This window comes from Pseudomonas sp. G5(2012) (assembly GCF_000408945.1).
Classification (GTDB): Bacteria; Pseudomonadota; Gammaproteobacteria; order Pseudomonadales; family Pseudomonadaceae; genus Aquipseudomonas; species Aquipseudomonas umsongensis.
On sequence record NZ_APIO01000039.1, the window covers coordinates 136499 to 149832 of the forward strand.

The 13334-nt window shown below is 52.5% G+C and carries 14 protein-coding genes; 7 read left to right on the forward strand and 7 right to left on the reverse strand.

Going from position 1 to position 13334, the window contains the following annotated elements:
* Nucleotides 1-140: 140 nt before the first annotated feature.
* Complete coding sequence (locus PG5_RS13260) at nt 141-590, reverse strand: antitoxin Xre/MbcA/ParS toxin-binding domain-containing protein (RefSeq protein ID WP_042955374.1); 450 nt, start codon at nt 588-590, stop codon at nt 141-143.
* 140 nt (nt 591-730) lie between these two features.
* Here PG5_RS13260 and PG5_RS13265 point away from each other — a divergent pair, with 140 nt between their 5' ends.
* Nucleotides 731-970 (forward strand): type II toxin-antitoxin system PrlF family antitoxin, encoded by a 240-nt coding sequence (locus tag PG5_RS13265; protein WP_052024686.1) that lies wholly within the window; start codon nt 731-733, stop codon nt 968-970.
* A 159-nt stretch (nt 971-1129) separates the two neighbouring features.
* The gene (locus tag PG5_RS13270; RefSeq protein WP_146023684.1) at nt 1130-1891 is read left to right on the forward strand and encodes a hypothetical protein; all 762 of its coding nucleotides are present in this window, start codon (nt 1130-1132) and stop codon (nt 1889-1891) included.
* 64 nt (nt 1892-1955) lie between these two features.
* Here PG5_RS13270 and PG5_RS13275 read toward each other — a convergent pair whose 3' ends face one another.
* From PG5_RS13275 to PG5_RS13295, 5 genes are all read right to left on the reverse strand, one after another.
* Nucleotides 1956-2282, reverse strand: a complete 327-nt coding sequence (locus PG5_RS13275) for a hypothetical protein (protein ID WP_020797643.1) — start codon at nt 2280-2282, stop codon at nt 1956-1958.
* A gap of 118 nt (nt 2283-2400) precedes the next feature.
* Nucleotides 2401-3054 carry a GNAT family N-acetyltransferase gene (locus PG5_RS13280; RefSeq protein WP_146023685.1) on the reverse strand — a complete coding sequence of 218 codons (654 nt, stop codon included), beginning with the start codon at nt 3052-3054 and terminating at the stop codon, nt 2401-2403.
* Nucleotides 3055-3432: 378 nt separating this feature from the next.
* Nucleotides 3433-4209 carry a hypothetical protein gene (locus PG5_RS13285; protein ID WP_020797645.1) on the reverse strand — a complete coding sequence of 259 codons (777 nt, stop codon included), beginning with the start codon at nt 4207-4209 and terminating at the stop codon, nt 3433-3435.
* Between the two features lie 583 nt (nt 4210-4792).
* Nucleotides 4793-5401, reverse strand: a complete 609-nt coding sequence (locus PG5_RS13290; protein ID WP_042955401.1) for a hypothetical protein — start codon at nt 5399-5401, stop codon at nt 4793-4795.
* Between the two features lie 227 nt (nt 5402-5628).
* Nucleotides 5629-6066 carry a hypothetical protein gene (locus PG5_RS13295; RefSeq protein ID WP_256228286.1) on the reverse strand — a complete coding sequence of 146 codons (438 nt, stop codon included), beginning with the start codon at nt 6064-6066 and terminating at the stop codon, nt 5629-5631.
* A gap of 567 nt (nt 6067-6633) precedes the next feature.
* On the opposite strand from PG5_RS13295, the gene PG5_RS13300 reads away from it, so the two are divergent.
* From PG5_RS13300 to PG5_RS34880, 4 genes are all read left to right on the forward strand, one after another.
* Nucleotides 6634-7089: a VOC family protein gene (locus PG5_RS13300; protein WP_020797646.1), complete on the forward strand. Its 456-nt coding sequence runs from the start codon at nt 6634-6636 to the stop codon at nt 7087-7089.
* 293 nt (nt 7090-7382) lie between these two features.
* Complete coding sequence (locus PG5_RS13305) at nt 7383-7694, forward strand: hypothetical protein (RefSeq protein ID WP_042955377.1); 312 nt, start codon at nt 7383-7385, stop codon at nt 7692-7694.
* Nucleotides 7695-7833: 139 nt separating this feature from the next.
* Nucleotides 7834-8451, forward strand: coding sequence for a 3'-5' exonuclease (locus PG5_RS13310; RefSeq protein ID WP_020797647.1), 618 nt, complete (start codon nt 7834-7836; stop codon nt 8449-8451).
* A gap of 942 nt (nt 8452-9393) precedes the next feature.
* Entirely contained in the window at nt 9394-9618 is a 225-nt protein-coding gene (locus tag PG5_RS34880) for a hypothetical protein (RefSeq protein WP_146023686.1), read from the forward strand.
* A gap of 285 nt (nt 9619-9903) precedes the next feature.
* Here PG5_RS34880 and PG5_RS13330 read toward each other — a convergent pair whose 3' ends face one another.
* Nucleotides 9904-11229, reverse strand: a complete 1326-nt coding sequence (locus PG5_RS13330) for an OprD family outer membrane porin (protein ID WP_020797649.1) — start codon at nt 11227-11229, stop codon at nt 9904-9906.
* 452 nt (nt 11230-11681) lie between these two features.
* On the opposite strand from PG5_RS13330, the gene PG5_RS13335 reads away from it, so the two are divergent.
* Nucleotides 11682-13007, forward strand: a complete 1326-nt coding sequence (locus PG5_RS13335; RefSeq protein WP_020797650.1) for an OprD family porin — start codon at nt 11682-11684, stop codon at nt 13005-13007.
* Nucleotides 13008-13334: the final 327 nt, after the last annotated feature.

A 13334-nucleotide genomic window follows, 5' to 3' on the forward strand; every position in this document is an offset into this window, starting at 1 on the left:
TCCGTTGCATCGACTCTGGTCGCACACTCAGTCGTCTGCCGGTTCAGTCACGCGCGCAGATCCGAAGGGATTGGCGCTGTTTTTTACGTCTGTGAGCAGCCGCGCATAAGGAGATGCGTTAAGCCCGGGCCTGAGGAACGTCACACAAGAACTCCCTGCTCCAGCCGACCGATAAGATCGAGCACGGCATCAGTTTCTACTCTAGTCCCCACCATCTCCAAAGGTCGCTTCGATCCAAGCCCAAGAATCGGCGAGTTCATCCATTGCGCAACAGCAACAGCATCGTTTTCGAATAGGAGAAGGCCTTGCACAAAGACAGCTATCAGTGCAACCAAGCGGTCGCTTTCTAACGTAGTAAATCGCCCTGTCTTCGCCCTACGCGCCAACGTTACGGGCGACAAGCCAATGGATCTGGAGATCACTCCTCGCTGCATATGCAGTAGGGTCGCAATCTTATCTAGGTGCTCGAAAGGCAGGCCTTGGTGTATGTGCTCATGCAGTCTGGTTCCGCGCGAAGGCAGTCCTAAAGCAGACCATATGCAATCAGAGGCGGGCGAGCCAGGTTGATATTCCTTGATCGATAACAGCATCTAAATGTCCCTCTGACAGACCTCAGACAAGCCGGGCCGAGGGCCCGAATCAGCGACATCCCCCTCGGCAGCAGGCACCACTTTGCGACTTACGAAACCAGAGCATGACAAGAGCTTCAAGCGTAGATAATGTCACTGCCATGAACAACTCAAAGCCCTCACCTGTTACCAGGTACCTTGCTCGCAATGAATCAGAGCGCGCAGATGCCTTCAAGGATGACCAGGATATTTGTGATTTTCTGACTCTGTTGGAAGACGACATTCTGAGCAACCCTGAGGGTCTAATCGCTCTGGACTCGTCGTTCATTGCTCGACTCGAATCTTTGATCGGCGGTATGGATGTTGACATCAACTCTCCGCTTTCGGCGGATGATGAGTGAAGCAATGCCCTTTTACAGATACTCGCGCAGATGACTGAGCACCGGCTCCACCCCATCACTCCCAGTTCAATTCCTACAGCGACACTGGCTCGAGCAGATGAGCTTGTAAGGAAGACTGCCTTCCTCGCTGGCCTGGTCGCACCAGAGACAGCTGCATGCTTGAGTGAACTGCTGAAAATCACCAACGCCCATTATTCAAGCCTGATTGATGGGAACCCTTCTGAGCCAGAATCGCTGGAGCGTGAATTCGTACTTGAGCACCATCAGCGCGCCTTCAGTGACATCCCGGAGCTGCGTCGACGCATCGTCGTGGCCGTGTGTCAGCACTACAAGCTTCTCCATAGGCGAACATCCCGTAATGGCATCGGAGCTTTCGCTCGGGCTCTTACGTTCGAGCATTTCGCGCTGCTTGGACTTCACCCGCATCTGTGGTCGCTTTCGCGCGGCTTGGGCCGTAGGCTGGGCGAGTACCAGTCTGCTACTGCTATGAATGAGCCCATTGGTGAAGATGGACTCGAGGGTGCTCAAAAACGCACAGACGGAAGGCAGCTAGCCTTCATCGACTTCATGCTTGATGTCTGCCATGACGAAGTAAATTACATGACAACCGCTCTGAGTCGTCACCAGCTTCGTGAGTCCGTTACCCATGCGTACAGAACAGACTCGCGATTGACGAAAGCTGGCGTCAGCCCAGACACGATGCCTGCGCTCCTAGCGCTGTTAATCCAAGGCACACTACCCCGCGCCGAATTCGTAACCTTCACCGGCCTTCCACGTGCAACAGCGAATGATCAACTCAACCGGCTACTCAAGCTCGGGATAGTGGTGATCCCGCCATCTAACCTACATGGGCTGGAGATTGGTTTACCGGCCTGGTTTGCACTCGATCTACTTCATGATTTTCATTTAGCAGGTGCTTGAGCCCGAATGGCCGATAAGGGTTCCGGGAACGCACCTCTCGAACTCCAGCATTAAGGACTATGGCCTACATCCCAAGATACAAATCAGGCTTCTTGTTACTGACGTAAGACCGGCCTTTCTTCAGAACCCGTTGCGCCTCAGGAATATCCAGCTGAATGACAAGGGGAGCCACGCCCTTCGTAACCTTGAGCGCAGGTTCATGTCCGCCTCCGAGGTCTTCCATGACCTCCAACACGCGCTCGGTCTCAGTCGCATCAGGATTAGCCGCCAGCTCACGCGCCAACGCACGGAGCTCCTCCAGACCCAGGTCACTGCCAGTGTCGAATTTCCGCCCCAGTACCATGCTCACGGCCTTGGCAAAAAGGTTCATGCTGCCGTCATCGCTGTTCATTAATTCTTCTCCCGTGTTCCTTCAGCCTAGCATGTGCGGTCTAGCCGACGTAAAGGGGTCTGGCATCAATCAAATGCCTCCGCACATCTGATACTGGGTTTCTGTATCGCCCATGCACTCAGTCAGCAACGTAGCCCTTACGACGATACAAGTCGTTGTCCTTGATGATCTTCGCTGCCCCCTCAGCTTTGAGCAGCATGTACCCCTTTCTGTTTAGCCAGCGATATAGGGTAATTGGCAAGACCTTGAAGCCGATCGACTCAAATCCCAATTTCTCGTAAAGCCTTGTCAAACCCTTACCACCTCCCGGCGAAGCATGCAGGAGCAGCGAACCATCTAAGCCAGCCCGATATGATGCAATGATGGCCGCGTCAAAAAGCACCTTACCCACCCCTTCTAGCTTCAGTTCCCCGAAGTACTCCTTGTAAAAGCCTTCAGGAGCAGAGGAAATGAACCACGTATAGGTCTTGGAACCATACTGGTTTGAATTGCACAGGTAGCGTGGCACCAGGGTCATCATGCCAACGGGCACGCGCTCGCCAAGCGCGTTACGTGTAACCATCGTGAGACCAAAAGCTCGGTGCGCATTACGTGTACTGAAATGCCCATGGTTGTGCACGTCCAGCAACCAGAAATTAGTCTTCCAATTCCAATTCACATCAGCACGGATCTTTTTTGCAGGATCAGCAGCTCGGTCAACAGCGGTGCGAAAACTCGCTTTGATCATGGGCTGCATCGTGTCATGCCACCAGGCAACGTGGTCGGCAGTCATAGGCACGATCTCAACCTCGACCTGGCCCAACGGTTTACCCTCGAAGGAAGAGGCTTCTACAGCGGTAACGTATGGAGGGACTCGGGCCGGATCCGGGTAGAGAGCTTCGGATGTGACGTGGTCTGACTCGAGCTCAGACGAAGGGTCGAGCTCAGACATAGGCGGGGTGACGATTGATGATGGCAAACGACTCATTCCTATTCAGCAGCTAGGTGGCAGTCGGCCATTCTGTTAATGACCAACTGGATGCGTCAAGGCACGCATATCTCTAGGACGGTCATCTCCGGTGCGACCATCATCTGCAGGGATCGAATCCGCTTACTACCAGCGGGTTTGCGAGAACGACTGAAATCGCGATCAGCGTCAGTACTTGCGCTGTTACCGCGAGCGCATGGCTTTCATCTTGGCCTGGATGGACGCCTTATTGGCATCGATCTTGTCAGCGTCGGTTTTCGGTGAGAGCAAAGCCCGCTCTTTCTTGCCCAGGAAGTAGTGCACTCGCTCAATACTCCGATTCGATGGGTGTGGAAGACCGTTCAGCACCTGAGCTGGGTTTACCAGGCCCTTCGACTCAAGGTGGGTGAACACCTTCGACACCTCGTCGCCAAGGGGCACGTAGAGGCAATCCGGGCCCAATTGTCGGATCTCCTCGACCAGTGTCAGCTCGATCTGCTTCAGCAAGGCTGGCTGCTTGACCATGGATGGCTTGCCACCGTAGTCATCACCATCGAAGAAGACAGGGTTGCGTAATGCCGAGGTGTAATGGGCAAGATGGCTGTAGGCCCCAAACAAGTCTGAGCAGTTGGTAATCCCCAGCAGATCGTCAAGTCCAATGTGGTTGAGCATCGCGACCAGGTTGGGACGCATACCACCTGAAAAGCTGCCAATTTTTTTCGCCTTCTCCTTGGCCACCTCAACGCTGTCCCCGTTGAGTAGCGACTTCCGCGCTTCCTCCAGCGCATTGAGCGCCTGCTGTTTGCCGGGGGTGATTCCACAGATCACGACCTTGGCGTCGCGGTTGATATGGTCGAAGGGGGCGTAAAAGGTCTGGAAGCGTCCATCCGTGGAGACAAGCAGCTTGTTGGACATGGGATTCCCGTAGAACGAGGCCTTCGGGTTGCTGATCAGGTCGTGGTAACGCTCAAATGTGCTCATGCTCAAATCTTTGGCTCGGCTGAAAACAAGAGACTAGTCGAGGGATTTAACTGTGCCTATACAGCAAACCCGAAACGCCGCGTTTTGCCATACTTTCGCCGCGTTTAGCCGTGACTCGTCGAGAGAGATCAACTCGCTGCAGAAACCGCAAATAAAGATGATTTAATCAGAAATATTTTCGTTACTGCTACTAGAGATGCAAAGACGTGCTCGGAGAAGGTGTTTTGAAAGCGGCAAGGGACATATCATTGACGTATCGATAACGTCCGAAACGTTGTTCAAGCGACGACTCGAGCGCAGAGCACTTTGAATACAACCTCTCCTCTCACTGCCGCGAAGTTTGGCACTAAGGGGCATGTCACTCGGCAAACGCATCATGGCGGAAGCACTCTCCACTACAGTGAGCTACAAATCCTGAAGGATGCATCAAGCTTACCGGCCTAGATTGCACTCGATCTCCTTCCTAACTTCCATTAGGTATGCAGGCGGTGCGCGCAGGAATTTCAACCAGATCGACCACACCGTGTAATCACCAGGTCAAGCCGCAACAGCGCATGGGTTGCCTAGCTAGGATCCTAGCGGACTACCTACCATTCAAACAGAGTTCAGCAGGATAGAAACCAGCCATCGGCCTGCAACTTTTACTTGTTGTCTCCAAGGTATCCAAAGGCTCACGTCCCATGGCCTCCATCAAAGCGTTAGAAAGCCACACTGCGTCGTGCATGCTGAACGAATAGCACATGAAATCGAAAACAAGCTCTACTCCACCGTCCTCAACCGTGTAGACCCTCACCCGCTCAGTTTTGTCGCTCTCCTCCATCGCGAGCTCAACAACATAGATTTCATCTTCTGTCTCGTGGCAGTTAAACCTGCCATTGGCGCAGTAACTCCACTCTCCGGACACTCTTTTACGATATGTCCTCTCAAACATACATTCGCGATCTGCTGGCGTTGGCACAAACCCTGCGAGATTTCCTACGGTAATGAGCACAGCATCGTAAAGACAGCGTGCGATATCCTCTGCTACGGCGTCGACGAACCTAATAGGCATGATGTCTAAATTTACCCTGACGTAGTGATCTCCCTGTCTGGATACCTGGCACGAATACAGTTCGTCATATTCCCGTCCACGCCAACAGATGAATTCGCGTTCTGCAAAAAACACTGCTGGTTGCGCCCTATCTTCACTCATAAATGTCACCATCACTAATGTTCTTAAACATCTAATCGGACGGGTCGAGGGCAGGCTTTAACGTAGAAGAGAAATATTTTTTTCGTAAGATCAGATTATGATCAATACCGCTGTAGATTAACGATGTTTTCATTACTGGCTGAGCCAGGCCAGATAAGCCCGAACCAGCAGTCGCCTCCGCCCGCGAAACATATTTGGCGTAACTGAAAGCTGAACAGGGATGGGAGTCAGCACGACAGGAAACTGTTGGTTATACCCATGAAACGATATGTAGCGCTCTGCTCCATGTCCCGTTCCAACTCGCGAGCCTCCTCCCGAGTCGAAGTTACTTTCACCAGGATATGACACCGCTGCTCTAGAAAGGCCTGCCTACCAGCTTCTGTTTTCAAATCGAAGCCAGTGGCTGGTGAATAGAAGAACAAATGCTTCGCTAGTATCGACTGCTTGCTCATCACGTCACTCGGGTTGCTCCAATCCCCTCCTTCCTTAAGCTTGAGACGAGACTGCCGGGATTGCCTGTGCTGAGACAGTCGTCTGCGCAGGTTGCCGCTGATACCCACCTTCAGCAGCCCGCCTTCATCAGTCACGATCTCATAAAGCCCTGGTGCCGTAGGCACAGTGGTTTCGATCTCGGAAAATCGAATTCTAAAACTCCGTTCAATCACGTTGATATTCCGAATGGCCTCTACTGCTTAAATCAAAACACAGCTGGACGATGGGCCGCGATGATTGGAACGCAAAAAATCACATCCACACCTTCGCCCACAAGACCTACCGCTTGGCATGGTCGGCAATGCCTTTCTCGTTGGACTTGTCCAGACGCCTCACCAGCAAGGCCGCGTGGCGTCAGAAAAGGATTGAGATGGCTTCCTCGGCACACGCGGGACGATCAAAGGCGACAACACGAAGAGGTTGAACTGGTCGAGTTTGTTGCCTACAGCTATGGCCCGATAAACACGCTGTCGGAGCCAGTCACGTCAGCCCGCTGTGAAGCTATATGTTGATTGCCTACGTGATTGCCGGCTAGAAAAACAAAGCCCCGGAGGTTCGCGGCTCCAGGGCTTCTATTTTCGCCTCCATCCCTTAATGGTTTGACGAACGTAGCCAAGACATTATCAGCGTCGCTTTGGTATTTCACTACGACTTTGGATAAACGTGTTCGATCAGCGAAGCAACGAGGAAAACGTTATGTCGTGTTTATCATGGACGCCGTTTCAACAGGAGGACTGCAAATGGATCTGAAATTCAGTCACGTAGATGTACTGGTCAAGAATCTCGACGAAGCCTGTGCTTACTACGCGCAGATATTTAACGCCAGGATCTCTAAAACGCTCGTCTGGGAACGAGGTGGTCTGCATGTGCGCTACGCGATTGCGTTGATGGGCCAAGAGCGCTTCATGTTGGTACAGCCGTTGGCGGGGAACCTGAAAGAGCTATTGGATACGTCGGGTGAAGGGATGATTTACCGCCACTGCTACTCGACACCGGACATCGAGAAAGCCTATGACGAATTGATGGCCGCAGGTGTTCAGCCAGAAGACGAAAATGGAAAGCCATTGGCTCGTGCGAACCTGCAATCCCCGTCTGGGGCACGCATCATTTGGTTGCCCAAACGATTCGGGCACTTCTCTATTGAGATACTGGAAGATAAAGCGCTAGAGGCATTTATCGAGTCTGCGTTTTCCTAAGAAAATTCAGCAGTGGGTTTGGGCGTCGTGGGTAGGCCAAATGACGTGAGGACGTCGAGCCGGGCTTAAGCCCGAAGGAACGACAGGCATCATCGTTTTAGCTTCCCAGAACAAAGGACTCTGGCTTCGCTGGCTGCTGGATTCAAAAAGACTTTATAGTCGACTATAGAGCGTGCCCGGAGCCATCCGTGTCTTCAGCACCCAAAAACCTATTGATCGAATCTGTTCTTACCACTGCCCCATTTTGCCCGACCATTTGCTGGAGGATCTGGGCGACCGAAAGGAGTATGAAAATGCTAAACCGTCCTGACAAAGACTCGCTTCGTGCGATGCTCGAATCTCAGGTTCAACAAAAGCTACTGGACGATCCGGACGCGCTAACGACTTATGCAGCGCAGCGAGACCCTGAGCGGAAGCCCTACGTTAGTAAACGCACAGTCCAGGATAAGGCTTTTGACAAAGAGCTTGATCAGATGCGAGCCGATGCTGAAGCCGGAGTAGTACGTAACCCAGAGCGTCTGCAGACGGGGAAAGGAGAGCCTAATCTTGCACTTGATGATTATCCCGGTTTGAAGCCAGCGGCCACTGTACCGAATGAATGGTGATCTCCAACGCTTGTGATGATGTGATCTGTAGCATCTGCGCCGGAGTAAAAGAAACACGCCCCTTACCAATGTCTTCAGAATGAGGCTGTGTGCATGTGTCGATGAACCTTGGACAGATCAAAATTAGGGCATCCATGCCATGAGCATTCAAGCAAAGCTTCTTCACCTTCAAGCGATCCAAAACCTCCTCGCGCCATACCGCTACCTCTATTGCGTAGACCTTGAGGCAACCTGTGATGAGATTGATGAGTCGGAATCGCCAAGGCCGCTCGCAGTCGTTCCCGATCAGATGGAAACGATTGAGATTGGCCTGGTGATGATTGATTTGGAGTCACTTGAGATCGTCGATGAATTCCAGCGATTCGTCCGGCCTCTGATCAATCCCACCCTCACCGATTTCTGCAGAAAGCTTACGTCCATTCAACAAGCAGACGTGGACGGTGCCCGAACCTATCGAGAGGTTGGCGAAGAGCTACGACCGTTCGCTGCGTGTTATCCAAATGCAGCCTGGGTGTCATGGGGTGACTATGATGCAAGACAGCTTGAGCGTGATGCTGGTTTAGCTGGGTGCCCTTCCCTGCTCGAAGGCTTGCCACATTTCAATGCCAGGAAATGGCATGCCGGCTTATATGACGATCGACCGAAATCACTTAAGCAAACGGTAGAGTCGTTGGGCTTGGTTTGGCTGGGTACCTATCACCGAGGGATCGACGATGCTAGGAACGTTGCATCCATCATCAAGGAGATGCTCGGCTGATTAGGTCAGCCGAGCCCATTGGGCCGAAGGAGCGACTTCCCATTTAGGTCACCCCTCAGCTTAGCTCTAGGCATGCTATGACTCGCACACAGAATGATTTGAACACAACCTTCCTTCCCAGCTCCCGAGAGGTCTCTGCTCTCAAGCAGAGGATCACAGCGCCCTGTCATAAATTGTCGCAGCTCAGTCCAGCATAAATGTTGGAATTATGGAGTCATACCGGTACTCCTAGAACACCATTCTTTAGCAGGGAACGCACCATGCAACCAAGATTCAAGGTGATCGAGACCACCAGACTGGACGATGGCGTTAAGCAATATCGGATTGTAGATCTCGTCGAGGGAGGCTCAGCTAGCAAGCATGGGGTGTTCAAGATCAGGGGAGAGGCAGACGCCGTCTGTTCGATTCTGAATGCAGAGCATCCACGTCAGAATAGTGTAGGTCGTGCGTCCCTGAGCCTATGATCCACTCGAGTCGGAACGCCAAGCGCTGATGTTTTGTAGAACTGCTAATGCCTAGAGCGCAGTCATGGACTCGCGTTCGGAAAGGATGTTTTCAAGGCATTCTTGATTCAGTCGCTGACACTCATTTTCGGCTTCTTCTCGAGCTTGGTAGGTAGCCGTCAGTCGTAGCTTCTCTTCGTTGTCATAGATGTTGAAACCTATGGGTGCAGTCTTGCAGTAGAAGCGTGCTCCGTTACGCATTGATCCCGTTTCTGTTGGTATTGCAGGGACAACAACAAATCTCGAAATCATCTTCAAGCCCTCTCCAATTCCCCTTAACTATTAGCGGCTGTTAGCCACCATAGCAAGGATGGAACATCGGTTTCCGATGAGGGGCACGACCGGCCACTGGCGCTGGCTAAAGTCGTTTAAGGGTTCGAGAATTGTGTTTCTAAAACTCACCCACTGGTACGCTGAGCTCTTCCACGGAGGAATCACCATGTCGAACGCAGTCCTGCTCCCTTCCCTACTGCTCAGGATCAATCAGAACCAATTGGCCCTCGAAGCCGTAAACATGGAGTTGACGCTGTGGGTCGAACAGCGTGGCGCTTGCGGTGCTGATGACGCCGGATTGACTCTTCATGACAGACAGCTAACGGCTTGGGATTCAACCGGTCGATGCAACAGCATTGGTTCAATCTTTCAGCGGGTGTTTCGTAGTTAGGAGCTTGCCGGAGAAAATGTCCGGGGGCGAGACTCGCTCGCCCTGCAGCCCTGCCATACTGTTCAACATGACCATGAGGGAAACTATACGCAGCCTATGCACGTTGCTGCTTACAGCCATCACACGGGTTTAGTGTACAAAATCTCCGTTTTCTGCATCCTCCCCTGTATAGGACAGGGCGGCACCTTACCGGAGGGTGAGGTGTTGCGCTCAGTCTTCGCGGCCGCCCGGGATAAAAACCAACTCACAATAAAAAGGTCTCATCGAGCACTTTTTTACGCGTGATTACAGGAAACTATACGTGTAGTTGAAAATTAGGCGAGTCTGGTCTTGGTCGGCAATGCTTTCACCGCTGCCACGGTAAGTACCGTGACGCACAGTGGCCCCGAAGCCTTTGAGCACACCTGTTTGGAATAAGTAGTCGACACGCATGTCGCGTTCCCACTCAGAGTAATCGCCGTTGCCACTCTTGTTCTTGATGTCGTCGCCGCTCAGATAGGCGATCGACGCTTTCAAGCCTGGCACGCCGAGGCGGGCGAAGTCATAGGAGTACTGGCCGAAAGTGGTGTTCTCACCAGCGCGGGCGAACTGGTTGACCATGCTGTCGGTGAAAAGGTAGAAGCTAGAACCACCGGCGCCTTCAGGGCGGTTGTTACTGTCGCGTACGCTACCCTGGTTAAGCCAGACAAAACCTCCATCGTCGCCAACTTGCTGGTGGCCCAGCAAGAACGCGTGACCAACCAGGGTGTAGGTGAACATGGCGCTCCAGGTCTTGTTGGCGACCTCGCCAGTGTCCGTGGCAAAACCACCATTGTTGTCGAAGGCATAACCGGCTTGGCCGTTCTTACCATCGGAACGGCTGTCGAAGTAGCGCAGGTCGGTCTTGAACGATTGGTCAGTGCCGATGGGGAAGACGTGAACCAGGCCCAGGAAATTTTGCGTGTAGTAGTTTTCCAGGTTCGAGTAGTAGTACTGAAGGGTCAGGTCTTTGGTGACCTTCCAGTCTACACCGCCAAAACGGAACTGGTTGCTGTCCTGGGTACCACCGGAAACGGCAAGGCCGGTGCGGTTGCTCGAAGCACGACCATAGGCGTGTTCCAGCTGGCCGGCAGTAATGGTCAGGTTGTCGATTTCCTTGGAGGTGACGATGCCACCATCAAAGGTTTGCGGCAGCAGGCGACCGTCGTTCGCGATCAGGATCGGTAGGTTTGGCGCGAGGGCACTGCCAAGGTGACCTTCAGTTTTGGAGATGCGTGCCTTGACGTTGCCGCCGACACGGCTCCACTCATCTACCGCCGAACCATCGGTGTCACTTGGGAAGAAGGTGTTGCTGTCCGGGTGGTGCCCCTTTCCGCCATCGAGGTGAATACCCCACAACGCTTGAGCGTCGAAACCGAAACCTATGGTACCTGGCGTAAAGCCGGACACGTAATCGAGCTTAAAGCCCTGGGCCGATTCGCGCTGGTCAGCACCGCCTTCACGGTTGTCGGCGTTAAAATACATGGTTCGGGAACTGAGCGCGGCTTTACTGTCTTCAATAAAGCCGGCAGCGCCGGCTTGCTGGGCCAATACCCCGGAGGCCACGGCAAACGCCAAGCTGGATTTGTACATGTATTGCTCCTGTGGTTTCTAATTCTTGTGTTCATAGGCCGGGGTCTTATTGCCGCCTGGCCGCTGATGCGCGATTAGCACCAGTGTCCTGTCTCGCAAATAAGTTGCCTCTTGACGACTGCCTGTCGCCGCCATGCTGCGTTGCGACTCCTCGCCATAGCCCGGCCATGACTCGTCGCGGTGCCTTGCCTGACAGCAGGCGGTCGTCAAAAGGCAACTTGTTTTTTTCGAGACAAGCCACTACGGCATCCACGTATCGGCTGGGTGCATGCTACGCAAGTCAATTAAAAGCGGTTGAACATTACGAAATTGTAATCATCTGATCATGTCCCCGTTATCTCCAGATTGCCACGATATAAATCGGCAACCGTATGGGAGGGCAATTCACTTCCTGTAGAAAATAAAATTAAGCCGATGAACGTTCTCGTTCTGCCGAACCTAAGGAGTGATGGATGAATAACAACACAAAATTTTCGATGGCCGCGTTGGCAGTGGTTGTGAGTACCGGGCCATCCATGGTTTTTGCTGAGGAAAAATCTGGGGGCTTTATAGAAGATAGCAGCCTAACTGTGCTCAACCGAAATTTCTACTTCAACCGCGATAATCGCAACGGTCAATCAAGCGCGACAGGCAACGGTTATTCCGAAGCATGGGCGCACGCCATTATCAGTAAATTTGAGTCTGGATTTACACAAGGCACTGTGGGTGTGGGCGTCGACGCGTTCGCTATGTTAGGGTTGAAACTCGACACGGGTGACGGCCGTAATGGCGGCCGTAGTTCGTTCGATGTACTCCCCGTCAATAGTGAAGGGCAGGCTAGTGACGAATACACCAAAGTTGGTGGCGCGGCAAAAGTTCGCGCCTTTGACACTGTAGTAAAGGTCGGCGACGTATTCCCATCTAACCCAGTTGTTGCCGCGGGTGACTCCAGACTTCTGCCAGAAAGCTTCACTGGTGTAACGGCGACCAACACCAGCATTGACGGATTGACCGTTCAGGGCGGTCGCTTGCACGCCATGAGCCAGCCAACTTCCAGCAATATGCGCGATAACTTCGCGACATTCTATGCCGGGCCTGTTAACTCGCCGTGGGTCGGTTACTTTGGCGGTGACTACAATCTGAACAAGAACGTGATTGTAAGCCTCTATTCCAGCCGTCTCAAAGACGCATGGAATCAATATTATGCCGGCACGGGATTGAACTACTCGCTGTCGGATGAACTCTCCGTATTCGGCGGTGCGAACTACTACAAAGCCGTCGACGAAGGCAAAAAACTGCTGGGTGAGTTCAACAACAATATTTGGAGTGCTAAAGTCGGCGTGAAGTATGGCGCACACTCTGTCGCACTGTCTCACCAACGAAATAATGGTAACGACGACTTCGACTATCTGCGTCAATCGGATTCCATCTTTCTTGACAACTCAATCCAGTATAGCGACTTCAACTCGCCGAAAGAACGCTCATGGATGGTTCGTTACGACCTCGACATGAGTTCCTATGGCGTGCCTGGCTTGACGTTTATGACACGCTACGGTCGCGGCACTGACGCTGATTACTCAAACGCTAACGCAACCTACATGCGACGTGATGCTGAGGGGAACCCGTTGACTGAACAGAAACGTTGGGAGCGCGACATCGAAGTAAAATACGTCGTTCAGACAGGTTCCTTGAAAGACATGTCTTTCCGCCTGCGTCAAATGAACACTCGTGCAACCGCGTTTGAGTCTGACCTGGATGAAGTACGTGTGATCGTTGAGTATCCATTAGCGATCCTGTGATATCGAACGGGGCGACTCGTGTTGCGAGCGTCCCGCTCCTCCGAAAAGTTACAGAAATGTCATTTTTCAATCACCTTCATGTTAGGTTGCGTTTTTTATACTTACCGTGAGTTGATAGAGTTCTAGCTAGCGCATCTGGCTGGGATTCTATAGACAAGTAGCTAGTCTGTGAAAGTCTGAACTCAATGCTGTTCAGTTGTAACATCCGTTCACCTTTGGAAGCTCCTTTGCTCCTTTGGAAAAGGTGAATTTTTAAGACGTCCTCCGGGACGTCTTTTTTTGGCCTGTCGAAACTTGAGCAAATAAAAAACGCCCGACACCCTTAAA

Bases quoted from the DNA above. Each gene is read 5' to 3' on its own strand.
- PG5_RS13275 (WP_020797643.1), bottom strand. From the start codon at position 2,282: ATGAACAGCGATGACGGCAGCATGAACCTTTTTGCCAAGGCCGTGAGC.
- PG5_RS13310 (WP_020797647.1), top strand. From the start codon at position 7,834: ATGAGCATTCAAGCAAAGCTTCTTCACCTTCAAGCGATCCAAAACCTC.
- PG5_RS13280 (WP_146023685.1), bottom strand. From the start codon at position 3,054: ATGACTGCCGACCACGTTGCCTGGTGGCATGACACGATGCAGCCCATG.
- PG5_RS13335 (WP_020797650.1), top strand. From the start codon at position 11,682: ATGAATAACAACACAAAATTTTCGATGGCCGCGTTGGCAGTGGTTGTG.
- PG5_RS13290 (WP_042955401.1), bottom strand. From the start codon at position 5,401: ATGAGTGAAGATAGGGCGCAACCAGCAGTGTTTTTTGCAGAACGCGAA.
- PG5_RS13265 (WP_052024686.1), top strand. From the start codon at position 731: ATGAACAACTCAAAGCCCTCACCTGTTACCAGGTACCTTGCTCGCAAT.
- PG5_RS13330 (WP_020797649.1), bottom strand. From the start codon at position 11,229: ATGTACAAATCCAGCTTGGCGTTTGCCGTGGCCTCCGGGGTATTGGCC.
- PG5_RS13285 (WP_020797645.1), bottom strand. From the start codon at position 4,209: ATGAGCACATTTGAGCGTTACCACGACCTGATCAGCAACCCGAAGGCC.
- PG5_RS34880 (WP_146023686.1), top strand. From the start codon at position 9,394: ATGTCGAACGCAGTCCTGCTCCCTTCCCTACTGCTCAGGATCAATCAG.
- PG5_RS13260 (WP_042955374.1), bottom strand. From the start codon at position 590: ATGCTGTTATCGATCAAGGAATATCAACCTGGCTCGCCCGCCTCTGAT.
- PG5_RS13300 (WP_020797646.1), top strand. From the start codon at position 6,634: ATGGATCTGAAATTCAGTCACGTAGATGTACTGGTCAAGAATCTCGAC.
- PG5_RS13305 (WP_042955377.1), top strand. From the start codon at position 7,383: ATGCTAAACCGTCCTGACAAAGACTCGCTTCGTGCGATGCTCGAATCT.